Origin of the sequence: Aliidiomarina taiwanensis (genome assembly GCF_003987015.1) — a bacterium.
Lineage (GTDB): Bacteria > Pseudomonadota > Gammaproteobacteria > Enterobacterales > Alteromonadaceae > Aliidiomarina > Aliidiomarina taiwanensis.
In genome coordinates, this window is sequence record NZ_PIPQ01000002.1 from 150,441 (window position 1) to 172,731 (window position 22,291).

At 49.2% G+C, this 22,291-nt stretch carries 19 protein-coding genes and 5 tRNA genes; all 24 read left to right on the forward strand.

Annotation, left to right across the window (positions count from 1 at the left end; genetic code table 11):
• Positions 1-28: 28 nt before the first annotated feature.
• The 24 genes from CWE15_RS05050 to rpoB all read left to right on the forward strand — a co-directional run bounded on the left by CWE15_RS05050 (position 29) and on the right by rpoB (position 22,264).
• Complete coding sequence (locus CWE15_RS05050; protein ID WP_126756996.1) at positions 29-1,576, forward strand: NAD(P)H-hydrate dehydratase; 1,548 nt, start codon at positions 29-31, stop codon at positions 1,574-1,576.
• The gene (tsaE, locus tag CWE15_RS05055) at positions 1,554-2,021 is read left to right on the forward strand and encodes a tRNA (adenosine(37)-N6)-threonylcarbamoyltransferase complex ATPase subunit type 1 TsaE (protein WP_126756997.1); all 468 of its coding nucleotides are present in this window, start codon (positions 1,554-1,556) and stop codon (positions 2,019-2,021) included. The genes CWE15_RS05050 and tsaE overlap by 23 nt, the downstream gene beginning before the upstream one ends.
• Complete coding sequence (locus tag CWE15_RS05060) at positions 2,018-3,364, forward strand: N-acetylmuramoyl-L-alanine amidase (RefSeq protein WP_126756998.1); 1,347 nt, start codon at positions 2,018-2,020, stop codon at positions 3,362-3,364. The genes tsaE and CWE15_RS05060 overlap by 4 nt, the downstream gene beginning before the upstream one ends.
• 19 nt (positions 3,365-3,383) lie before the next feature.
• Positions 3,384-5,123 carry a DNA mismatch repair endonuclease MutL gene (mutL, locus tag CWE15_RS05065; protein ID WP_126756999.1) on the forward strand — a complete coding sequence of 580 codons (1,740 nt, stop codon included), beginning with the start codon at positions 3,384-3,386 and terminating at the stop codon, positions 5,121-5,123.
• Complete coding sequence (gene miaA / locus CWE15_RS05070) at positions 5,120-6,079, forward strand: tRNA (adenosine(37)-N6)-dimethylallyltransferase MiaA (protein WP_126757000.1); 960 nt, start codon at positions 5,120-5,122, stop codon at positions 6,077-6,079. Before mutL ends, miaA begins: the two co-directional genes overlap by 4 nt.
• A 111-nt stretch (positions 6,080-6,190) precedes the next feature.
• Entirely contained in the window at positions 6,191-6,442 is a 252-nt protein-coding gene (hfq, locus tag CWE15_RS05075; protein WP_126757001.1) for an RNA chaperone Hfq, read from the forward strand.
• Positions 6,443-6,475: 33 nt separating this feature from the next.
• The gene (gene hflX / locus CWE15_RS05080; protein WP_126757002.1) at positions 6,476-7,786 is read left to right on the forward strand and encodes a ribosome rescue GTPase HflX; all 1,311 of its coding nucleotides are present in this window, start codon (positions 6,476-6,478) and stop codon (positions 7,784-7,786) included.
• A gap of 26 nt (positions 7,787-7,812) precedes the next feature.
• Positions 7,813-8,979: an FtsH protease activity modulator HflK gene (hflK, locus tag CWE15_RS05085; protein WP_126757003.1), complete on the forward strand. Its 1,167-nt coding sequence runs from the start codon at positions 7,813-7,815 to the stop codon at positions 8,977-8,979.
• 2 nt (positions 8,980-8,981) lie between these two features.
• A complete protein-coding gene (hflC, locus tag CWE15_RS05090; RefSeq protein ID WP_126757004.1) occupies positions 8,982-9,875 on the forward strand; it encodes a protease modulator HflC in 894 nt (297 codons plus the stop codon).
• Between the two features lie 77 nt (positions 9,876-9,952).
• The gene (locus tag CWE15_RS05095; protein ID WP_126757005.1) at positions 9,953-11,119 is read left to right on the forward strand and encodes an aminotransferase class V-fold PLP-dependent enzyme; all 1,167 of its coding nucleotides are present in this window, start codon (positions 9,953-9,955) and stop codon (positions 11,117-11,119) included.
• A gap of 78 nt (positions 11,120-11,197) precedes the next feature.
• Positions 11,198-12,502 carry an adenylosuccinate synthase gene (locus tag CWE15_RS05100; protein ID WP_126757006.1) on the forward strand — a complete coding sequence of 435 codons (1,305 nt, stop codon included), beginning with the start codon at positions 11,198-11,200 and terminating at the stop codon, positions 12,500-12,502.
• Positions 12,503-12,651: 149 nt separating this feature from the next.
• Positions 12,652-12,727: transfer RNA gene (locus CWE15_RS05105), tRNA-Thr, on the forward strand.
• Positions 12,728-12,747: 20 nt separating this feature from the next.
• Positions 12,748-12,832 (forward strand) — tRNA-Tyr (locus CWE15_RS05110).
• 36 nt (positions 12,833-12,868) lie between these two features.
• Positions 12,869-12,943, forward strand: a tRNA-Gly gene (locus CWE15_RS05115).
• A 15-nt stretch (positions 12,944-12,958) separates the two neighbouring features.
• Positions 12,959-13,034 (forward strand) — tRNA-Thr (locus CWE15_RS05120).
• 116 nt (positions 13,035-13,150) lie between these two features.
• The gene (gene tuf, locus CWE15_RS05125; RefSeq protein ID WP_126757007.1) at positions 13,151-14,335 is read left to right on the forward strand and encodes an elongation factor Tu; all 1,185 of its coding nucleotides are present in this window, start codon (positions 13,151-13,153) and stop codon (positions 14,333-14,335) included.
• A gap of 174 nt (positions 14,336-14,509) precedes the next feature.
• A tRNA-Trp gene (locus CWE15_RS05130) sits at positions 14,510-14,586 on the forward strand.
• Positions 14,587-14,642: 56 nt separating this feature from the next.
• Positions 14,643-15,020, forward strand: a complete 378-nt coding sequence (gene secE, locus CWE15_RS05135) for a preprotein translocase subunit SecE (RefSeq protein WP_126757008.1) — start codon at positions 14,643-14,645, stop codon at positions 15,018-15,020.
• A gap of 17 nt (positions 15,021-15,037) precedes the next feature.
• Positions 15,038-15,583: a transcription termination/antitermination protein NusG gene (gene nusG / locus CWE15_RS05140; protein ID WP_126757009.1), complete on the forward strand. Its 546-nt coding sequence runs from the start codon at positions 15,038-15,040 to the stop codon at positions 15,581-15,583.
• Positions 15,584-15,694: 111 nt separating this feature from the next.
• A complete protein-coding gene (gene rplK, locus CWE15_RS05145) occupies positions 15,695-16,123 on the forward strand; it encodes a 50S ribosomal protein L11 (protein WP_126757010.1) in 429 nt (142 codons plus the stop codon).
• Between the two features lie 4 nt (positions 16,124-16,127).
• Positions 16,128-16,829: a 50S ribosomal protein L1 gene (gene rplA / locus CWE15_RS05150; protein WP_126757011.1), complete on the forward strand. Its 702-nt coding sequence runs from the start codon at positions 16,128-16,130 to the stop codon at positions 16,827-16,829.
• Between the two features lie 255 nt (positions 16,830-17,084).
• Positions 17,085-17,603 (forward strand): 50S ribosomal protein L10, encoded by a 519-nt coding sequence (gene rplJ, locus CWE15_RS05155; RefSeq protein WP_126757012.1) that lies wholly within the window; start codon positions 17,085-17,087, stop codon positions 17,601-17,603.
• A gap of 49 nt (positions 17,604-17,652) precedes the next feature.
• The gene (gene rplL, locus CWE15_RS05160) at positions 17,653-18,030 is read left to right on the forward strand and encodes a 50S ribosomal protein L7/L12 (protein ID WP_126757013.1); all 378 of its coding nucleotides are present in this window, start codon (positions 17,653-17,655) and stop codon (positions 18,028-18,030) included.
• Between the two features lie 205 nt (positions 18,031-18,235).
• Positions 18,236-22,264: a DNA-directed RNA polymerase subunit beta gene (gene rpoB / locus CWE15_RS05165; RefSeq protein WP_126757014.1), complete on the forward strand. Its 4,029-nt coding sequence runs from the start codon at positions 18,236-18,238 to the stop codon at positions 22,262-22,264.
• Positions 22,265-22,291: the final 27 nt, after the last annotated feature.

The following is a 22,291-nucleotide window of genomic DNA, read 5'->3' on the forward strand; positions in this document are numbered from 1 at the left end:
TGGATAATGCAATAAAAAAGGATGAACTATGACTGAAGAATTTAGCTTACACCCGCTTTTTTCGCCAGAGCAGATTCAGCGCAACGAAAGTGCTGCAGCTGAGCGCGAAGGCCTGACCATGTGGCAGCTTATGGAGCGTGCGGGGCAAGCCGTATTCAGATGTCTAAGGCAGCATTATTCAATTCCAACCACAGTGGCGGTGCTGTGTGGCCCAGGCAATAATGGTGGCGACGGTTTGGTTGTGGCCACGATTGCGCAACAAGCGGGCTACCAGGTGCGCTTGTTTGCTGAAACAGGCGCTTTTGAAAAGCAAAGCCTGGAGGCGGCGTTGGCGCTAAACTTATGGTTAGAGAACGGCGGTGAAATAGAGCCTTTAAGTGCTTGGCCAGAAGCAGAAGCCGACGTGGTGGTCGACGCCTTATTTGGTACTGGCTTAAACAGCCGTGTGCGGGGCATTTATGCAACCACCATTGAAAGCATAAATGCGCGCAAGCTGCCCGTATTGGCTGTGGACATACCCAGTGGGCTGCACGGTGACACAGGGCAAGCAATGGGGGTGGCCGTACAGGCAACGCACACCATTAGCTTTATTGGCATGAAGCGAGGGCTATATACAGCAGACGCTCGCGACTACTGTGGCCAACTTTGGTATGCAGACCTAGGCTTAGCCACGGCCATTGAAGAAGAGGTGGTACCGGCCGCGTGGCGGTTAGAGTCGAAGCAGCTGCGTGCTTGGTTGCCAAAACGGAAAGAGCAAAGCCACAAAGGACTTTATGGCCACGTGCTGGTTGTGGGTGGCCAGCGAGGAATGGCGGGGGCGGTACGTTTAGCAGGTGAAGCGGCGCTGCGTAGTGGTGCTGGCAAGGTGACTGTGGTGTGTGAACCGGGCCAAGAAGAGCTGGTGGTGGGTGTGCCTGAGCTGATGGTGCTGGGCTTGGACACGCGCAACGAAGAAGATGCCGCCGAACTAGAACGCTTGTTAACCGGCGTAGATGTAGTGGCTGTGGGGCCAGGATTAGGGCAAAGCGACTGGGCCCAGGGCTTATGGGTAAGCGTGTTAGCTTCGAGTAAACCTATGGTGGTCGACGCGGACGCATTGAACTTTTTAGCCCAAGCCCAGCTCAAACGAAACAACTGGATTTTAACGCCGCACCCAGGTGAAGCGGCAACGTTGCTGGATAGCGACAATAAAAGCATTCAAGCAAACCGCTGGGAAAGTGCCAAGTCACTGCAAGAAACCTATGGCGGCACTGTGGTGTTAAAAGGGTCTGGCACCTTGGTGCAAGACAAAGAACGGGTGGCGGTATGTACCGCGGGCTCGGCAGCTTTGGCTTCGGCGGGTACAGGCGACGTATTAACGGGCATAACAGCAGGGGTGTGGGCACAAGCTGAGGCTTTAGGCTTAAGCCAGTGGCAAGTGGCTTGCATCGGCGTGTTAGTGCACGGCCTGGCTGGTGAATGTGTGGCGAGTAGCTTTCACACAGACGAAAAAGTAACACGTGGCTTATGCGCCAGCGACTTGATGACTCATATAGTACGATGGATGAACCCGAATGAAGGCAATACATTTAGCTGATGAAGCGGCCACGTTGGCCTTAGGCGCAGCCTTAGCAAACGCTTGTGAACAAGCCGTTGTGATTACATTGCATGGCGACTTAGGCATGGGTAAAACCACATTTTCCCGGGGTTTTATTCAGGCTTTAGGCCATGAAGGGGCGGTGAAAAGCCCAACCTATACCTTGGTAGAGCCGTACCAGCTTCAGCAATGGCAGGTGTATCACTTTGACCTTTACCGTTTAAGCGACCCAGAAGAGCTTGAATTTATGGGCATTCGTGATTACTTTGCTAATGACAGTTTGTGTTTAATTGAATGGCCCGAGCGAGGCATGGGGGTACTACCAAGCCCTGACTTAGCAGTGCATTTTTCGCCGGCCCGTTCGGACACAGGTAACCCCGCACGTGAAGTGCGTTTAGAAGCCTTAACTCCGGCAGGGGAACAATTACTTAAAAGCAGCGCATGATAAAAATAAAAAGCCTTGTCACATTGAAGTATGTAGCCCTTATTTGCATTGCGTGTATTGCAACGGCCACGGCCGCCTCGGCAGCCACCATAGATAAGGTGCGGGTATGGCCTTCGCCGGACAATACTCGGGTGGTTTTTGACGTAAGTGCGGAAACAAAGTTTACCTACTTCACCTTGTATGAAAACGGGCCGAAGCGGATTGTAATTGACTTCCAAAACACCCGCAACACGGTGGATTTAAACACTGTGGAAGCCAATACACTGTTGCTGACAAAAATTCGCCCAAGCAGCCCCAAGGCCGCAGGGGACTACCGGGTTGTACTCGAAGTGACTAAGCGAGTTTCGCCAGAGATCTATACGCTTGCGCCAAACGGACCTTATGGCCACCGTGTGGTGGTTGACCTACCTGGTGAGTCGCTCGAAGTGGCGGCTGAACCGCAAATAATACGTACGGCTGAACGAAGTGAAAACCGACCTGTGGTGGTGGTGATAGATGCAGGGCACGGAGGGCAGGATCCGGGCTCGATTGGGCCGGCGGGAACCTACGAAAAAATAGTCACCCTCGCTGTGGCTAAACGCCTAGCGGCCAAAATTAACGCCGACCCGAATATGGAAGCTGTTTTGACGCGCCGCAGCGACTACAGTATGTCTCTTGGGCAGCGAGCCTCTGCCATTCGTAAAGCGCGGGGGGACTTCTTTATTTCTATTCATGCGGACGCATTTACTTCGCCGCAACCACGGGGTGCTTCGGTTTGGGTGTTGTCACGACGCCGTTCAGAAACCGAGTATGGTCGAGCACTGGAAGACAAAGAGCGTTTAAGTGAAGAGCTTTACGAACTAGAGCCAACGCTACACCAAAATGGCAACGACCCACATTTGGTGCGAGCGCTGCTGGATATGCGGCGCGATGACTCCATGCAAGATGGCTCCTTAGCTGCCGAGATTTTACTAGCAGAATTGGGGCGGGTGACTACGTTGCACCGACCCAAGCCCCAGGGGGCAAGTTTTGCGGTGCTAAGCAATATAGGTACACCCTCGGTGCTGGTGGAGCTGGGCTTTATTTCGAACCCCCATAAAGAACGGCTTTTAAAAAGCGCTGCGCACCAAGAAAAGCTGGCCAATGCCCTGTATTCTGGCTTGCGTACCCACTTTATTCGCCACCCTATAGACGGCACTGCCTTGGCGAATTTAAAAGAGCAGCGCCATGTGGTGCAGCGGGGTGAGTCTCTTTCCCGTTTAGCAGAGCGTTATAACACCACAGTCGACGCCATTGTGCGCTTAAATAACTTAAATAATACCCGTATTCGTATCGGCCAAGAGTTGCAGATACCCACCACTTAACTGTGTTTTAAGAGTTGCTATGCCCATTCAATTATTGCCGACACAACTTGCGAACCAAATTGCCGCAGGTGAAGTTGTAGAGCGGCCCGCTTCGGTTATTAAAGAGCTGGTTGAGAACAGCTTAGACGCGGGTGCCACGGACATTGTTGTCGACATTGAAAAAGGTGGAAGCCGCCGTATGTTAATTCGTGACAACGGTAAAGGCATTCCACAGGAAGAACTAACACTGGCATTAAGCCGACATGCCACCAGTAAAATTAGCTCTCTCGATGACTTGGAAGCTATTATGAGCTTGGGCTTCCGGGGCGAGGCTTTAGCCAGTATTAGTTCCGTGTCGCGGTTACGCTTGGTGTCTCGCACTGCCGAACAAGAATCGGCCTTTAGCGCTTTTTGTGAAGGTCGAGACATGGCCGTTGTGGTGGAGCCAAGTGCCCACCCAATTGGTACCTCTGTGGATGTGGAAGACTTGTTTTTTAATACGCCGGCTCGGCGCAAGTTTTTACGCACCGACAAAACAGAGTTTGGGCATATTGAAGAGGTGGTGCGGCGCATTGCCTTGGCCTACCCAAACGTAAGCTTTCGTTTAAACCACAATGGTCAGTCGGTGCGCCATTACCCAGCTCTGCGCGAACAAGCAGACCCCTTGACACGGATTGGCCGTATTGTGGGCAAGCGCTTTGCTGAAGAAGCCATTTATTTAGAACAAAGTTATGGCGACTTAAAACTGTATGGCTGGCTTTCTCCACCGGACGTGTGCCGTCACCAAAACGATGTGCAGTATTTTTACGTGAACGACCGCATGATGCGTGACCGCCTGTTAAACCATGCGGTACGTCAAGCTTATGGTGAGCAATTACCGGAAGACAGGCAGCCTTCGTTCGTGCTTTATTTCACCTTGCCCGCTCGTGATGTGGACGTAAACGTGCACCCAGCGAAACATGAAGTGCGCTTCCACCAGTCGCGGCAAGTGCACGACTTTGTTTTTACCACACTGCGAGACGCCTTGGCCCAGTATGCGGGCGAGGCGCCGGATATGGCGCATGAGTCGCCTCAGCACCATTACCGAGCGCCAGACCCAAGCCAGTATGTCGCACCTCAGGGGCAGCGAGCTATGAGCCCTGTGGGCCGACCTTCCTCGGGTGCCGGGCCTGTGTCGCGTGTTGCAGCAGACAGTTGGCAGAAAATGCTGGCTACCCCAGCGGCGGCTGAAGGGGCGGGGGCTATGGCCACTACCGCCGACAGCACCGATTGGCAGCCAGTGTATGTGTTAAATACAGACTGGGTTTTACTGGCCAAAGGCGAACAGCTAGGGCTAGTGAAACAAGCAGAGTTGCAGGCGGCGGTAGTGCGAGACAAATTAGCACTGGCGCTACAAACAGGTTTAAGCGGCCAACCGCTGTTGCTGCCAACACAAGTAGCTATTCCGGACGTGGCCACAACGTTGGCCAAATACGAAAGCCACTTAAGTCGGTTGGGTGTGCAACTAAAGCGGGTGAACAACGACCAATGCGCCATTGTGCAGGTGCCTGCTATTTTACGCCGCACAGCGGTAGCAGAAACCGTGCCGGCATTGTTGGCCTGCTTGGCTCAGCAACCTGAAAACTTAAGCATAGACGAACGGCCAGATGTGGTAGACTGGTTGGCGCAACAAGGCGTTGAGCCCATGAAGTCAGAGCGAGTGCAGCAGTATTGGCAGCAGCTGGCGCCGACACAACGACCCACTATTTTTCCACTCGACTGGCAGCAGGCGTTAACATGATACAAGCAGGTGACGGGGTTATTTGTATTTCCGGGCCAACGGCAGCGGGCAAAACCGCATTAGCCATGGCTTTATACGACACCATGCCCTGCGAAATTATTAGCGTAGATTCGGCCTTGATTTATCGTGGTATGGACATTGGCACCGCAAAGCCAACGGCAGCAGAACAAGCGCAGTACCCGCACCGTTTAATTGATATTTGCGACCCTGCGGAAAGTTATTCGGCGGCGCAGTTTGCAGCCGACGCCACCCGTTTAATACAAGAGACAATAGCAGCTGGGAAAACCCCATTGCTGGTGGGTGGAACCATGCTGTATTACAAAGCCTTATTGGCTGGCATGGCCAAGTTACCAAGTGCCGACAGTGCAATTCGTGCAGACATTCAAGAGGAAGCCGACACGCAAGGTTGGGACGTTCTGCACCAACAGTTGGCGGCCATAGACCCCGACAGTGCCGCACGTATTCACCCGAACGATCCACAGCGCCTGATGCGTGCGTTGGAAGTGTACCGGGTGTCAGGGCAAACCTTAACGGAGCATATTAAACAACACCAACCGGGCTTACACCTGCCCACTTGGCAAATAGCTGTAGCGCCGGCAGACAGGAAAGTGTTGCATGAACGTATTGCGTTGCGCTTCGACCAAATGTTGGCGCAAAACTTTCAAGCGGAGGTTGAAGCCTTGCGGGCACGGGGCGACTTGCATTTGAATATGCCTTCCATGCGTTGTGTGGGTTATCGGCAAATGTGGCAACACCTGGAAGGGGAACTAAGCGCTGCAGAAATGCGCGAGCGCGGGATTATTGCTACCCGTCAGCTAGCTAAGCGGCAAATTACCTGGCTGCGTTCGTGGCCCGAGCTCACGTGGCTAGACCCAACGGAAGGCCATTTGCTTGAACGGGCGCACACCTTATTAAGCCAAGCGCCTACTCGCCCCGACATTTGGCAGCCAGCCTAAGTAAAAATAATTTGCCCTTGTTTCACCAAAAGTGGTTGAAAAATAGCACATAGCACCCATACTTAATAAGCTGTACCAATAATACTAATAATGAGCTATAGGAAAAATAACATGGCGAAGGGACAAACATTACAAGACCCGTTCTTGAATGCACTTAGACGGGAGCGCATACCTGTTTCAATTTACCTAGTAAACGGCATTAAGCTGCAAGGTCAAATTGAGTCATTCGATCAATTCGTTGTGTTATTGAAAAACACAGTGAGCCAAATGGTGTATAAACACGCCATTTCAACCGTTGTACCGTCGCGTATACCTACGCAGTACCCACCACAGTCTGACACAGGTGCCGACGACCACACATGATAGTCCCCCTATTGGGTGAAGGAGAGTGCTTGCTTGTTAAACAGGCATGAAGAAGGCGAGCAAGCCGTACTGGTGCATGTAACTTTTGTTGCAGAGTCTGCCAGAGAAGACTTAGAAGAGCTTAAACTATTAGTTTCATCAGCGGGTGTAGAAGCGGCTACCGTTATAACGGGTTCGCGCTCCGCACCGGACGCACGCCTATTTGTTGGTGCTGGCAAGGCTGAAGAAATTGCCATGGCCGTGGAAGCGAGCCAAGCGCAAGTGGTTATTTTTAACCATGCGTTAACCCCCTCGCAAGAGCGCAATTTAGAAAACCTTTTTGGCTGTCGTGTCATTGACAGAACCGACTTGATTCTGGACATTTTTGCCCAGCGAGCCCGAACCCACGAAGGTAAGTTGCAAGTGGAGTTGGCGCAGCTGCGGCATAAGTCGACGCGCTTGGTGCATGGCCGCACTTACCTGCAAAGCCAAAAGGGCGGTGTGGGTATGCGTGGCCCAGGTGAAATGCAACTGGAAACGGACCGCCGCTTAATTCGCGAGCGCATGAAAAAGTTAAGTACACGGTTAAACCGAGTGGCGAAGCAACGCGAGCAAGGCCGTCGCTCGCGCTTACGGGCGGAAATACCCACAGTGTCTTTAGTGGGGTATACCAACGCGGGTAAGTCCACTTTATTTAACCGGTTAACTGGCTCGGATGTGTACGCTGCGGACCAATTATTTGCCACTCTCGACCCCACCATTCGTAAGTTTGACCTAGGTGACATTGGGCCTGTGGTGTTTGCCGACACGGTGGGCTTTATTCGGCACTTACCCCACGACCTGGTGGCTGCCTTTAAAGCAACCTTGACAGAAACCCGAGACGCGAACCTGCTGCTGCATGTGATAGATGCAGCCGACGAACGATATACGGAAAACAAGCAGGAAGTGAATGGTGTGTTAGCAGACATTGGCGCAGACCAAATACCGCAGCTACTGGTTATGAATAAAGTAGATGCAGTGAAAGGCGTGGTGCCGCGCATAGACTATGACGACGAGGGCGTGGCGCAAGCGGTGTGGGTTTCGGCAGCAACGGGCGAGGGAATGGAGTTACTTGAACAAGTGCTGCATGAACGATTAACCCCAAGCATGGTCGAAAAGCAGCTGCGTATGCCCCAGTCGGAAGGCAGGCTGCGGGGTGAACTGTATAATTTACAGTGTGTGCAAGCAGAATCCGTGCATGAAAGCGGAGATATGTTAATATCTGTTCGTATGCCGATGATAGAATGGCAAAAGCTCTTAAAGCAGTACGGCAAAAAATTAAACGAGTTCAGCGTGCTTGATGCTGAATATACAAGTAACCATTAAGACCTTAGTGAAACTTGGAGTAGTCAATGGCCTGGAATGAACCGGGAAAGGGCGGCAAAGACCGCGACCCTTGGGGTAGCAATAACAAGGGGAGAAATGATCAGGGACCACCTGATTTAGATGAAGCATTAAAGAACCTAATGGGTAAGCTTGGCCTCGGCGGCGGTAGCGGCAGTGGCAGCGGTAAAAAAGGCGGCGGCAGCATGCCTACGAAAGGCTTAGGATTTGTCGCTATCTTACTTGTGGTCATTTGGTTTATCTCGGGCTTCTATACGGTGAAAGAAGCGGAGCGTGGTGTAGTACAGCGCTTCGGAGCTTACCATGCGGAAGTGTCGTCGGGGTTACACTGGCGCCCTATGTTTATTGATACTGTGACCAATGTAGACGTGAACAACGTTCGTTCGTTGCAGGCTTCTGGCTTTATGTTAACCGAAGACGAAAACGTTGTGCGCATAGAAATGGCGGTACAGTACCGAGTGGTAGAGCCGCGTGGTTATCTGTTTAATGTGGAAAACCCAGAAGCGAGCTTGGCGCAAGTGACCGACAGTGCGCTCCGTTACGTGGTAGGTCACAACACCATGGACAACGTGCTTACAGTAGGTCGTGAAGAAGTACGTCAGCAAACCTGGGAAATTATCGACCGTTTAATTGAGCGTTACGGCTTGGGCTTAAATGTTATCGACATTAACTTCCAAGGTGCACGTCCGCCAGAGCAAGTCCGTCATGCATTTGATGACGCAATTCGAGCTCAGGAAGACGAAGAGCGCTTTATTCGTGAAGCAGAAGCTTATGCTCGTGAAATTGAGCCGACCGCGCGTGGACGTGTGCGTCGCTTGCAACAAGAAGCACAAGCGTACAAAGAGCAGGTGGTTTTACGTGCCCAGGGTGAGGTGGCTCGTTTCGACTTGCTATTACCACAGTATAAAGCAGCGCCTGAAGTAACGCGTCAACGTATTTTCTTAGAAACGCTTGAGCGTATTTACGCCAACAATACGAAAATATTTTTGGATGCAGACGGCAGCAATAATTTAATGTATTTACCTCTCGACAAGTTGATGGAAAAGGCAGGTCGCCAGCGGCAAGTAACCCCTGCGCAGCAGCAAGGGCAAAACAGCACGCCAACGCAGCGCCCGTCGAACACAACAACGAGTTCGCGTGGTTCTACACGAACCAGCAACAGAGGAGGTAATTAAGCATGAAAAACTTTGTATATGTCATTATTGTCGTACTTGCACTGCTGGGTTTTTCATCCCTGTTCTATGTAGACGAAGCTGAGCGCGGAATTGTGGTGCGCTTTGGTAAGGTAGCAACGGACGAAAACAATAAAGCCATTGTGTACGAGCCAGGCTTACACTTTAAGCTGCCGTTCATTGAGCGCATTGTAAAACTAGACGCACGGATAAAAACCTTAGACGGCCAAGCAGACCGTTATATTACCAGCGAAAAGAAAGACTTAATTGTTGACGCCTTTGTAAAATGGCGCATCGTTGACTTTGAGCGCTACTACCTGTCTACGGGTGGTGGTAACCAACGTCAAGCAGAAGACTTACTTTCTCGCCGTATTAACGCTGGCCTCCGTGCTGAATTTGGTGCTCGCACCATTCGCGACATTGTGTCGGGGCGCCGTGACGAGTTGATGGAGCAAACCTTAATAACTGCTTCAGAGGGCTCGAACGACTTGGGTATTCAGGTCATTGACGTACGTGTGAAGCAAATTAACTTACCAGACGAAGTGAGCACAGCAATTTTCGACCGTATGATTGCTGAGCGTCAAGCGGTGGCTCGTGAGCACCGTTCGCAAGGTCGTGAGCAAGCAGAAATTATTCGTGCAGACGTTGATGCCCGGGTAACGGTCATGCTAGCTGATGCCGAGCGTGAAGCGCGCCAAATTCGAGGTGAGGGTGACGCGGAAGCAGCTGAGATTTACGCTCAGACCTACAACCGTGACCCTGAGTTCTTTGCGTTCATTCGTAGCCTTGAAGCCTATACCAACAGCTTTGGACAAGGCGACAATGTGATGGTGATTAGCCCAGACAGTGAATTCTTTAAATACTTTAATTCGTTGCAAGCTTCTGCTAGAACACAGTAAGCACGCTACAGAAACGATAAAAAAAGGGGCTGCTAAGCCCCTTTTTTGTGCCCGTTGTTACATAGAAAGGAGCAACCATGTACAAACAGCACTACTCACGATTTTTAAATGCACGGCCAGGCTTATTACACTGTGCGCCGCATAGTCATTATTATTGGCCAGACGTAACGCGGGAAGCACAACTGGAGTACTGGGACGACTCGGCACAGTACGTTGACGAAAAGTGGGGCTATTTATTTTCGGAAAAAGTGCCCTACGTGCAGCAGGGCATTGCCCGTTTGTTAAATGTACCTGACCCTGGACAAGTGGTGTTTGCTCCCAACACGCACGAACTTTTGTACCGTGCCATTTCGGCGTTTCCATACGGCAAAGCCTTACGCATATTAACGACAGACGCAGAATTCCATAGCTTTAACCGCCAAAGCCGACGACTGGAAGAGCGTGGCAACGTGGAAGTGGTTCGAATTCCAACAGAGCCATTCGACACCTTTGCTGTGCGTTGGGCTGAAGCTGTTGCGTCTAGCCCTTGGGACCTTATCTTTATTAGTCAGGTGTTTTATAACTCGGGTGTAGCCGCGCCTTTACCAAAGGAATGGCTTGCTGGGGTGCAAAGGAGCGACACCATTATTATGGTAGACGGGTACCACGGCTTTGCGGCCATTCCCACGGACTGGTCAGAATATGCTGACAGGGTGTTTTATTTAGCTGGTGCCTATAAATATGGCCAGGCTGGAGAAGGGTGCTGCTTTGCCGTTGTCCCAAGGGATGTCACGGTACGCCCCGAATACACGGGCTGGTTTGCTGACTTTGCCAGCTTAGCAAAAAGCCAGGAAGGCCCAGTGGCTTACGCGCAAAATGGCATGTGCATGGCCGGTGCAACTATTGACCTCAGTGCCTTGTATCGGTTTTCGGCGGTGTTAGCTTGGTGGCAGCAAGAAGGACTAACACCCGAACGGATTTGTGCGTATATCCGGTCGTTGCAGCACGCATTTCTGGCTCATATAGACAGCTTGAACGATGCGCGTCTCAATAGAACGACTCTGTTAGAGAACGGCTTGGAACGCCATGGGCACTTTTTTACCTTTCGATGGGGGCAGGGTGATGAAGCTGCTGCGGAGGTTGCGGCTTTAGCAGAGCAGCTTAAAAAGCAGGGCGTGGCCACGGATTTTCGTTATGACAGGCTGCGTTTTGGCTTTGCTTTGTACCATAATGCACAAGATTATCAACAGATTCGTATAGATTGAGCAAAAAGTCTGCAAAAATCATTTTGAATTCTGTTAGAATTGCGGACTAAAATTCCTCCTCAACGTTGAAAGAGTATCATGGGCAAAAATGTAGTGATTCTTGGCACCCAATGGGGTGACGAAGGTAAAGGTAAGGTTGTTGACTTGTTAACTGACAAGGCAACCTATGTTGTACGTTACCAGGGTGGGCACAATGCTGGACACACGCTTGTTATAGACGGCGAAGAAACGGTTCTGCATTTAGTACCCTCAGGTATTTTGCGTGAAAACGTAACCTGCATGATTGGTAATGGTGTTGTGCTTTCCCCAGAAGCACTCATGAAAGAAGTAACCATGTTAGAAGCGCGTGGTGTGCCAGTACGTGAACGCTTGTATATTAGTGAAGCGTGCCCATTGATACTGCCTTATCACATTGCTATTGACCAAGCTCGCGAAGCCGCATTAGGTGAGCGTGCCATTGGTACCACAGGCCGGGGTATTGGTCCTGCTTACGAAGACAAAGTAGCGCGCCGTGCGTTACGTGTGGGTGACTTGTTCTACCCAGAGCGTTTAGAAGAAAAGCTCCGTGATGTAATGAAAGAGCATAACTTCATGTTGCGCGAATACTACAAGCAAGACGAAGTATGTGTTGAAACCGTACTGGCTGAATGCCACAAGTGGGCTGAAATATTCCGTCCATTAGTGCGTGACGTGCCTGGTTTGCTAGAAGAAGCACGTGTAGCCGCTAAAGCTATTATGTTTGAAGGCGCACAAGGTACCCTGCTTGATATTGACCATGGTACTTACCCGTTTGTTACTTCGTCGAACACGACAGCGGGTGGTGTAGCCACAGGTGCTGGTTTTGGACCGCGCTACCTCGACTATGTACTGGGCATAGTAAAAGCCTATACTACACGTGTAGGCTCGGGCCCATTCCCAACGGAACTCGACTGTGACATTGGTCAGTACTTGGGTGTGAAAGGTCATGAGTTTGGTGCGACAACAGGACGCAAGCGCCGGACGGGTTGGTTTGATGTAGTGGCTTTGCGCCGCGCTATTCAAGTGAACTCGATTAGCGGCTTGTGCTTAACCAAGCTTGACGTGTTAGACGGACTTGAAGAAATTAAAATTTGTACGGGCTATAAATTAGCCGATGGTACAATAAAAGACCTGCCGCCTATGGCAGCAGAAGACTACGAAAATGTTGAGCCTGTATATGAAAGCATGCCAGGTTGGACAGATCGTACCGAAGGTGTGACTGAATATGACCAATTGCCAGCCAATGCAATTGCCTATATTAAGCGCCTAGAAGAGTTACTTGGTGTGCCAATGGACATTATTTCAACAGGTCCTGACCGTGTTGAGACAATTGTACTGCGTCACCCATTCGCAGAGAATGCATAGTAACAAGAATTAAAAGGCGCGTTTTCGCGCCTTTTTTGAACAAACCACCTAATTTTTGACCGATCAGTCAAAAAACTTAAAAAAAAGTGCATTTGGGTGTTGCAAGAAAGCAAATCATACCCTAATATGCGCTCCACCTAACCGGTGGTGCCGACATAGCTCAGTTGGTAGAGCAACTGACTTGTAATCAGTAGGTCCCGAGTTCGACTCTTGGTGTCGGCACCAGTTAGTAGAAAAAAATATGTGGAGGGGTTCCCGAGTGGTCAAAGGGATCAGACTGTAAATCTGACGGCTCAGCCTTCGAAGGTTCAAATCCTTCTCCCTCCACCATTTTTTTTACAGGTCCGAGGTAGCCCAATTCTGAACGCGGGTGTCGTATAATGGCTATTACCTCAGCCTTCCAAGCTGATGATGCGGGTTCGATTCCCGCCACCCGCTCCAAGGAAAGATAGAACTGCTGATATAGCTCAGGCGGTAGAGCGCACCCTTGGTAAGGGTGAGGTCCCCAGTTCAATTCTGGGTATCAGCACCATGTCTCCTTTCAGTATTCAAGCTCCTACCCTGTAAAAGTTAAAACATTAAACCCTATTAATTTTCAAGAAGTGTTGGTGCATACCCTGTCACCGAGCATTCGAGAGAGAGGCTGTCATGGCTAAAGCTAAGTTTGAACGTTCTAAGCCGCACGTAAACGTTGGTACTATCGGCCACGTTGACCACGGTAAAACTACCCTGACTGCGGCAATCGCAACCGTATTGGCAAAAACCTACGGTGGTGCTGCTCAAGACTACGCAGCAATCGACAATGCTCCTGAAGAGCGTGAGCGTGGTATTACTATTTCAACGTCACACGTTGAATACGACACACCAACGCGTCACTACGCACACGTTGACTGCCCAGGACACGCTGACTACGTTAAGAACATGATCACCGGTGCTGCGCAAATGGACGGTGCTATTCTAGTAGTAGCTTCTACCGATGGTCCTATGCCACAAACTCGTGAGCACATCCTACTTTCACGTCAGGTAGGTGTACCTTACATCGTAGTATTCATGAACAAGTGCGACATGGTAGACGACGAAGAGCTACTAGAGCTTGTAGAAATGGAAGTTCGTGAACTTCTTTCTGAGTACGAATTCCCAGGTGACGACTTACCAGTTATCCAAGGTTCAGCTCTTAAAGCGCTAGAAGGCGAAGAGCAGTGGGAAGCGAAGATTATTGAGCTAGCTGAAGCACTAGACAGCTACATTCCAGAGCCTACGCGTGACATTGACAAGCCGTTCTTGCTACCAATTGAAGACGTATTCTCTATTTCAGGCCGTGGTACAGTAGTAACAGGTCGTGTAGAGCGCGGTATTGTAAACTCAGGTGACGAAGTTGAGATTGTTGGTTTGAAAGAAACCACCAAGACAACCGTTACGGGTGTTGAAATGTTCCGTAAGATGCTAGACGAAGGTCGTGCGGGTGAGAACATCGGTGCACTACTACGTGGTACCAAGCGTGAAGAAATTCAGCGTGGTCAAGTACTAGCGAAGCCTGGTTCAATCAACCCACACTCGAAGTTCGAAGCTGAAGTATACGTACTAAGCAAAGAAGAAGGTGGTCGTCACACGCCATTCTTTAAAGGCTACCGTCCACAGTTCTACTTCCGTACAACGGACGTAACTGGTTCAGTAGAATTACCAGAAGGCGTAGAAATGGTTATGCCTGGTGACAACATCAAGTTCGTTGTTGAACTAATTGCCCCAATCGCGATGGACGAAGGTTTACGCTTCGCTATCCGTGAAGGTGGCCGTACAGTAGGTGCGGGTGTTGTTTCTAAGATTGTTCAATAATAATCTTTAAACGATTTAAAAAGGCGCCTGAGGGCGCCTTTTTTGTTGTGGGTTGTTGCCTTTATACAGGGCATAGGTATAATAACGCGTCCCTTCTTGTTGTATTCTTAAACTCCTCCTAAATGCCTATTTCTGCATTAGTTGGTGTTGCAACAAAATGGGTGAAGACATATTAGGGGTGTAGTTCCAATTGGTAGAACGGCGGTCTCCAAAACCGACGGTTGGGGGTTCGAGTCCCTCCACCCCTGCCAGTTTTTGCGTGCATACGGCACGCTGTGCGAAAGCAAAGATTCAGGATAAAAAAATCATGAGTGCAAATACAGAGACCACATCAAATCCAATGGATACAGTAAAGTGGATTATCGCAATTGGCTTGCTTGCTGCAGCAGTTGTCGGTAACAACATGCTCAGCGATGTAGCTGTAGCCTTTCGTGCTATTGGCGTAATTGTACTCGTTCTTGCTGCGGCAGGAACTTTAGCCACCACAGTTCGCGGCGCACAGTTTTTAGGTTTTGCAAAAGAAAGCCGCCTCGAAATTCGTAAAGTGGTGTGGCCATCCCGTAAAGAAGCAACCAGTACAACACTGATAGTGCTTGTGGTTACCTTAGTTGTTGCACTGCTATTATGGGGCCTTGATGGAATTTTAGTGCGTGTAGTAGGTTTTGCTGCAGGCATGGACATTTAATTAACCGGGAGAGCATAATGACAACCGAAATAAAAAAACGTTGGTATGTAGTACAAGCTTTCTCAGGTTACGAAGGCCGTGTTGCTAAAATTTTAGCGGAGCAAATTAAAATCCATAACATGGAAGACCGCTTCGGTGAAATTCTAGTACCTACGGAAGAAGTCATTGAAGTGCGTGGCACTCAGCGACGTAAAACCGAGCGTAAATTTTTCCCTGGCTATGTGTTAGTGGAAATGGCCATGGACGATGAAACCTGGCACTTAGTGAAAAGCACACCTCGAGTACTTGGTTTTATTGGTGGTACTGCAGAGCGCCCAGCGCCAATTTCGAAGAAAGAAGCAGAAGCCATTCTGAACCGCTTAGACGAAACTGCGGACAAACCACGTCCGAAGACAATGTTCGAACCAGGCGAAATGATCCGCGTAACCGACGGTCCATTCGCAGACTTCAACGGTACAGTAGAAGAAGTAGACTACGAAAAGAACCGTTTGAAAGTGTCCGTGTCTATTTTTGGTCGTTCAACGCCAGTCGATTTAGACTTTAGTCAAGTCGAAAAAGGTTGATTCTGATCGCGGATCGAATTATAATCCGCGTCCGTTTTATAATCGGGTAGCCGTTTGAGTAGTCCTCCTCAAGGTCTACGAGGCGCTTAACCCAATAAAGAGGTATACATCATGGCTAAAAAAGTTACTGCCATTATTAAGCTGCAAGTAGCAGCTGGTGCAGCTAACCCGTCACCACCCGTTGGTCCTGCGTTAGGTCAGCACGGTGTTAACATCATGGAATTCTGTAAGGCGTTTAACGCGCAAACAGACAGCATGGAAAAGGGTTCACCAATTCCTGTTGAAATTACCGTGTTTGAAGACCGTTCTTTCACCTTTATCACGAAAACTCCTCCAGCAGCTTACTTATTGAAGAAAGCCGCAGGCGTTAAAAGTGGTTCTGGCCGTCCGAACACTGAAAAAGTGGGTACAGTTACTCGCGCTCAGTTGGAAGAGATTGCAAACATCAAAGAACCTGATTTGACGGCAGCAGACTTAGACGCAGCAGTAAACACAATTGCTGGTTCTGCACGTTCAATGGGCTTGAAGGTAGAGGGATAAGCAGATGGCACGTTTAACTAAGCGCATGAAAGCAATTCGCGAAGCAGTAGACAAGACTCGCGACTATGAAGTTAACGAAGCCATTGCTTTGTTAAAAACTCTAGCAACTGCTAAATTCACTGAAAGTGTTGACGTAGCTGTTAAGCTAGGTATCGACGCTCGTAAATCTGACCAAAACGTTCGTGGTGCAACTGTACTACCTAACGGCACAGGCCGTGACGTTCGTGTTGCAGTATTTACTTCTGGCGACAACGCTGAAAAAGCAAAAGCTGCTGGTGCAGAATTTGTTGGTATGGAAGACCTAGCCGAGCAAGTAAAAGGCGGCATGATGGACTTCGACGTTGTTGTTGCTTCTCCAGACGCAATGCGTGTTGTTGGTCAACTAGGTCAAGTATTAGGCCCACGTGGTTTAATGCCTAACCCGAAAACCGGTACTGTTACTCCTGACGTTGAAACTGCGGTTCAAAACGCGAAAGCGGGTCAGGTTCGCTACCGTAACGACAAAAATGGTATCATCCACTGCACCATTGGCCGTGTAGACTTTGAAGATGCCAAACTAAAAGAGAACTTAGAAGCTCTATTAGTTGCTCTGAAGAAAGCCAAGCCTTCTTCAGCAAAAGGTTCTTACATCAAGCGTGTAACCCTGTCTACCACACAAGGTGCAGGTGTCCACATTGATGATTCAACTCTAGATGCCCGCGTTTAAGGGTTTTAGAGGAAGGTTTTAGGGTTGGAGTCGCCTTCTCACATTATGTTGAGGTGGCTCCCATCCAAGACCGCAGGCGTTATTTACGTGAGTAAATAACTTAATCGTGAAAGCCTGCGCAGATGGTGATATCCGACTCAGACTCTCTGGGTGAGATTCACCGTGACAAAGCGGTAGGGGAGCTATAGGGAACCTGCCAAATTGTAACGATGAGGGCTGGATGTTCCAGTTCCTCAGTTAAAAGAGGTGATACTAGTGGCACTAGGTTTAGATGCAAAAAAGCTTATCGTTAAAGAAACGAACGAAGTAGCTTCTACAGCTCTATCCGTCGCTGTTGCTGAGTATCGTGGTATGGAAGTTGCGGACATGACCGTACTTCGTCGCCAAGCACGTGAGCAAGGTGTGTATCTGAAGGTAATTCGGAACTCACTGGCAAAACGCGCACTACAAGGCACGAAGTTTGAGGACATGGACCCTGCGCTTGTAGGCCCTCTTGTTTATGGTTTCTCTCTTGAAGCCCCTGGTGCAGCAGCCCGTTTATTTAAGGACTTTGCAAAGGAAAACAAAAGCTTACAAGTTAAGGCCCTGTCTATCGGTAATGGTTTAATGGGTCCAGAAAAACTGGACGCAGTTGCATCACTTCCGACACGCGACGAAGCCTTGGCCAAATTGCTTGCTACATTCAAAGCGCCTGTATCGAAGTTTGTTCGTACTATCAACGAAGTACCTACGAAGTTTGTTCGCGTATTGTCAGCAATCAAAGACGCCAAATAAGCGACTTAACAATTTTATTTTACTAACTTAAACCCGGGAGTTTAGAGAAATGGCTCTGACTAAAGAAGATATTTTAAACGCAATCGCAGAAATGCCAGTAATGGATCTGGTTGAACTGATCGAAGCTGCTGAAGAAAAATTTGGTGTTGACGCATCTGCTGCTGTTGCAGTAGCTGCAGGCCCTGCTGCTGGTGGCGACGCTGCTGCAGAAGAGCAAACTGAATTTGACGTAATGCTAACTGGCGCTGGCGGTAACAAAGTTGCTGCTATCAAAGCTGTACGTGGAATCACTGGTCTTGGCTTGAAAGAAGCTAAAGCGCTAGTTGAGTCTGCACCAGTTGCAGTTAAAGAAGGCGTATCGAAAGAAGAAGCTGAAGACATCAAGAAGCAACTTGAAGAAATCGGTGCGGAAGTTGAAGTTAAGTAAGTTACTTGACTTGCAATAAGGCCGTTTAAGGCTTTAGGCTGGTGATTTTTAGTCACCAGCCTTTTTGCGCTCAAAAGGAAAGTAGGTTTCCTGTGCCCCTACTAGCCTTTCAACGAATCACAGGCGGACGGATTGTGACGAACTCCGTTGGCTGCTGGCAGAATATAGCCAGCTTGGGTCAGAAATCAGCTAGCTGAGGAACCCCATGGCGTACTCCTACTCTGAAAAAAAACGTATCCGTAAGGACTTCGGGAAACGTCCCCAAGTTTTAGAAGTGCCTTACTTGCTCTCAATTCAACTCGACTCGTTTAAAAAGTTCTTAGAACCCGATCCTGAGCGTGAATATGGTTTAGAAGCTGCATTTGCTTCTGTATTCCCGATCGCGAGTTATTCCGGTAATACTGAGCTGCAATACGTCAGCTACCGTTTCGGAGAACCCGTTTTTGACGTGAAAGAGTGTCAAATTCGCGGTGTTACTTACTCTGCACCTTTACGCGTTAAGTTGCGTTTAGTGGTGTACGACAGAGACGCTCCGGCCGGCACAGTAAAAGACATTAAGGAACAGGAAGTTTACATGGGCGAAGTACCGCTCATGACTGACAATGGAACCTTTGTAATTAACGGTACTGAACGTGTCATCGTTTCTCAGCTACACCGTTCTCCAGGTGTGTTTTATAGCCATGATGGTGGTAAAACGCATTCGTCAGGTAAAGTACTTTATAACGCACGCGTTATTCCTTACCGTGGTTCATGGCTCGACTTTGAGCTAGACCCGAAAGACAATGTGTTCGTACGTATTGACCGTCGCCGTAAGTTACCTGCGACCATTATTTTACGTGCCCTTGAATACAGCGACGAAGAAATTCTAGACCTGTTCTTTGAAACAACAAACTTTGAAGTTCGTCGTAACAAAATTTTCATGACGTTAATTCCAGAGCGTTTGCGTGGTGAAACTGCGTTGTTTGATATTAAGTCACCAGAGGGTGATTTAATTGTAGAGAAAGGCCGCCGAGTAACAGCGCGCCATATCAGACAAATTAGTGAGCTAGGCATTACCGAAATGGAAGTGCCGCACGACTACCTAGTGGGTAAAGTGCTTGCGAAAGACTACGTCAATAAAAAGACAGGTGAAATTATAGCACCTGCGAACACTATTATAACTTTAGAAGTACTTGCTGAGCTTTCGACAGCAGGCTTTAAGAAGTTTGAAACACTATTTATTAATGACTTAGACCACGGTGCGTACATTAGTGAAACACTACGCATTGACCCTAGCAAAAATAAATTAGAAGCCCTGGTAGAAATTTACCGCATGATGCGTCCAGGCGAGCCACCAACAAAAGATGCAGCGGAAGGCCTATTCGAGAACCTATTCTTCTCGGCTGAGCGCTACGACTTGTCCACTGTTGGTCGTATGAAGTTTAACCGTCGTTTAGGTCGTGAAGACGAAACCGGCCCAGGCACGCTAACGCGTGAAGACATTGTTGATGCAATGCGTAAGCTGATCGACATTCGAAACGGCCTTGATGTGGTGGATGACATTGACCACTTAGGTAACCGTCGTATTCGTTCAGTGGGTGAAATGGCTGAAAACCAGTTCCGTGTTGGTCTTGTCCGTGTAGAACGTGCTGTACGTGAGCGTTTAAGCCAAGGCGACTTAGACACCATCATGCCGCAAGACTTAATTAACGCGAAGCCTATTTCTGCAGCGGTGAAAGAGTTCTTTGGTTCGAGCCAGTTGTCTCAGTTTATGGACCAGAACAACCCGCTTTCAGAAGTAACGCACAAGCGTCGTATTTCAGCGCTTGGTCCGGGTGGTTTAACCCGTGAGCGTGCTGGTTTCGAAGTACGTGACGTACACCCAACGCACTATGGTCGTTTATGTCCGATTGAAACGCCAGAAGGTCCGAACATCGGGTTAATTAACTCGTTGTCGACGTTCTCGCGTACCAACGAGTATGGTTTCTTAGAAACACCATACCGCCGTGTTGAAAACGGTGTCGTGACAGACGACGTGCAGTACTTGTCTGCTATTGAAGAAGGCAAGTACATGATCGCCCAGGCGAACATTTTACTAAATGAAAACAACGAAATTGTTGAAGAGTTAGTACCGTCGCGCCACGAAGGTGAAACGATTCTAACCACGCGCGACCAAGTACAGTTTATGGACGTTGCGCCACAGCAAATCGTGTCGATTGCAGCGAGCCTTATCCCATTCCTAGAGCACGATGACGCAAACCGTGCATTGATGGGGTCGAACATGCAACGTCAGGCGGTTCCAAGCCTGCGCGCAGACAAGCCTCTAGTAGGTACAGGTGTTGAACGCACCGTTGCGGTTGACTCGGGCGTAACAGTTGTTGCTAACCGTGGTGGTGTGGTTGACTACGTAGACGCTGGTCGTATTGTTGTTAAGGTAAATGAAGAAGAAATGCTTCCTGGCGAAGCGGGTATCGACATTTATAACTTAACCAAGTACACCCGTTCGAACCAAAACACCTGTATTAACCAGAAGCCATGCGTAAACCTTGGCGAACCGGTAATGCGTGGTGACGTGCTAGCGGACGGTCCTTCAACGGACTTAGGTGAACTAGCATTGGGTCAGAACCTGCGCGTGGCCTTTATGCCATGGAATGGTTACAACTTCGAAGACTCGATTCTTATTAGCGAGCGGGTGGTTGAAGAAGACCGTTTAACCAGTATTCACATTCAAGAGTTAACGAGCACGGCTCGTGACACCAAACTAGGCGCTGAAGAAATTACTGCAGATATCCCGAACGTGGGTGAGTCTGCACTAAGCAAGCTTGACGAGTCAGGTATTGTTTATATTGGTGCTGAAGTACAAGGTGGTGACATTCTTGTGGGTAAGGTAACGCCAAAAGGTGAAACCCAGTTAACCCCAGAAGAAAAACTACTACGTGCTATTTTTGGTGAAAAAGCGTCGGACGTGAAAGACAGCTCACTGCGTGTACCGAACGGTATTACCGGTACTGTTATTGACGTACAAGTATTTACCCGCGACGGGTTGGAGAAAGACAAGCGTGCGCTAGATATTGAAGCCATGCAACTTGCTCAAGTACGTAAAGACTTAACCGACGAGTTTAAGATTTTAGAAGACGGTATTCTTGCCCGTGTTCGTACCTTGCTATTAGCAAATGGCTTTGACGAGTCGAAGCTTGCTGCCATTGACCGTACTAAGTGGATTTCTCAGTCTGTGAAGGACGAGAAAGCCCAAGCGGCCCTTGAGCAACTTGCACAGCAATACGAAGACACACGTGCAGACTACGACAAGCGTTACGAGCAGAAGCGTCTGAAGATCACCCAAGGCGACGACTTACAGCCTGGTGTACTGAAAATTGTAAAAGTATACCTAGCCGTTAAGCGTGATATAGCGCCGGGTGACAAGATGGCCGGTCGTCACGGTAACAAAGGTGTAATTTCTACCATTGTTCCTATTGAAGACATGCCGTTTGATGAAGACGGAGAGCCTGTCGACATCGTACTGAACCCACTGGGTGTTCCGTCGCGAATGAACGTCGGTCAGATTCTTGAAACGCACTTAGGTGCTGCTGCACGTGGCATTGGGCGTAAAATTGAGAAGATGCTTGCTGAGCAAGAAAAGCTAGATAAGTTACGCACTTTCTTGCAAGAGGTATATGACTTAGGTCATGGCCGTCAAAAAGTTGATATTTCAAGCTTTAGCGACGATGAAGTGTTGCGCTTGGCAGACAACCTGAAAGCGGGTCTACCTATTGCATCTCCTGTGTTCGACGGTGCAGAAGAATCTGAAATTAAAGAGCTTCTGAAAATGGCTGATTTACCAGAGTCTGGTCAAATCACCCTTTACGACGGTCGTACAGGTGACGCGTTTGAGCGCCCGGTAACGGTTGGTTACATGTACATGTTGAAGCTGAACCACTTGGTAGACGACAAGATGCACGCACGTTCTACTGGTTCTTACAGCCTTGTTACTCAGCAGCCGCTGGGTGGTAAAGCACAGTTCGGTGGTCAGCGTTTCGGTGAGATGGAAGTTTGGGCACTAGAAGCATACGGTGCGGCATATACGCTGCAAGAAATGTTGACAGTGAAATCAGACGACGTCGAAGGACGAACCAAGATGTACAAGAACATCGTCGGCGGTAACTATGAAATGGATCCAGGCATGCCTGAGTCATTCAACGTATTGTTGAAAGAGATTCGCTCGCTTGGTATCAGCATCGAGTTAGAAGACGAATAACGGCCCAGGCCCGGAGGGCTTCACGGC

Excerpts from the sequence above, each read along its gene's own strand:
- CWE15_RS05050 (WP_126756996.1), top strand. The coding sequence starts at position 29 with ATGACTGAAGAATTTAGCTTACACCCGCTTTTTTCGCCAGAGCAGATT.
- tsaE (WP_126756997.1), top strand. The coding sequence starts at position 1,554 with ATGAAGGCAATACATTTAGCTGATGAAGCGGCCACGTTGGCCTTAGGC.
- CWE15_RS05060 (WP_126756998.1), top strand. The coding sequence starts at position 2,018 with ATGATAAAAATAAAAAGCCTTGTCACATTGAAGTATGTAGCCCTTATT.
- mutL (WP_126756999.1), top strand. The coding sequence starts at position 3,384 with ATGCCCATTCAATTATTGCCGACACAACTTGCGAACCAAATTGCCGCA.
- miaA (WP_126757000.1), top strand. The coding sequence starts at position 5,120 with ATGATACAAGCAGGTGACGGGGTTATTTGTATTTCCGGGCCAACGGCA.
- hfq (WP_126757001.1), top strand. The coding sequence starts at position 6,191 with ATGGCGAAGGGACAAACATTACAAGACCCGTTCTTGAATGCACTTAGA.
- hflK (WP_126757003.1), top strand. The coding sequence starts at position 7,813 with ATGGCCTGGAATGAACCGGGAAAGGGCGGCAAAGACCGCGACCCTTGG.
- hflC (WP_126757004.1), top strand. The coding sequence starts at position 8,982 with ATGAAAAACTTTGTATATGTCATTATTGTCGTACTTGCACTGCTGGGT.
- CWE15_RS05095 (WP_126757005.1), top strand. The coding sequence starts at position 9,953 with ATGTACAAACAGCACTACTCACGATTTTTAAATGCACGGCCAGGCTTA.
- CWE15_RS05100 (WP_126757006.1), top strand. The coding sequence starts at position 11,198 with ATGGGCAAAAATGTAGTGATTCTTGGCACCCAATGGGGTGACGAAGGT.
- tuf (WP_126757007.1), top strand. The coding sequence starts at position 13,151 with ATGGCTAAAGCTAAGTTTGAACGTTCTAAGCCGCACGTAAACGTTGGT.
- secE (WP_126757008.1), top strand. The coding sequence starts at position 14,643 with ATGAGTGCAAATACAGAGACCACATCAAATCCAATGGATACAGTAAAG.
- nusG (WP_126757009.1), top strand. The coding sequence starts at position 15,038 with ATGACAACCGAAATAAAAAAACGTTGGTATGTAGTACAAGCTTTCTCA.
- rplK (WP_126757010.1), top strand. The coding sequence starts at position 15,695 with ATGGCTAAAAAAGTTACTGCCATTATTAAGCTGCAAGTAGCAGCTGGT.
- rplA (WP_126757011.1), top strand. The coding sequence starts at position 16,128 with ATGGCACGTTTAACTAAGCGCATGAAAGCAATTCGCGAAGCAGTAGAC.
- rplL (WP_126757013.1), top strand. The coding sequence starts at position 17,653 with ATGGCTCTGACTAAAGAAGATATTTTAAACGCAATCGCAGAAATGCCA.
- rpoB (WP_126757014.1), top strand. The coding sequence starts at position 18,236 with ATGGCGTACTCCTACTCTGAAAAAAAACGTATCCGTAAGGACTTCGGG.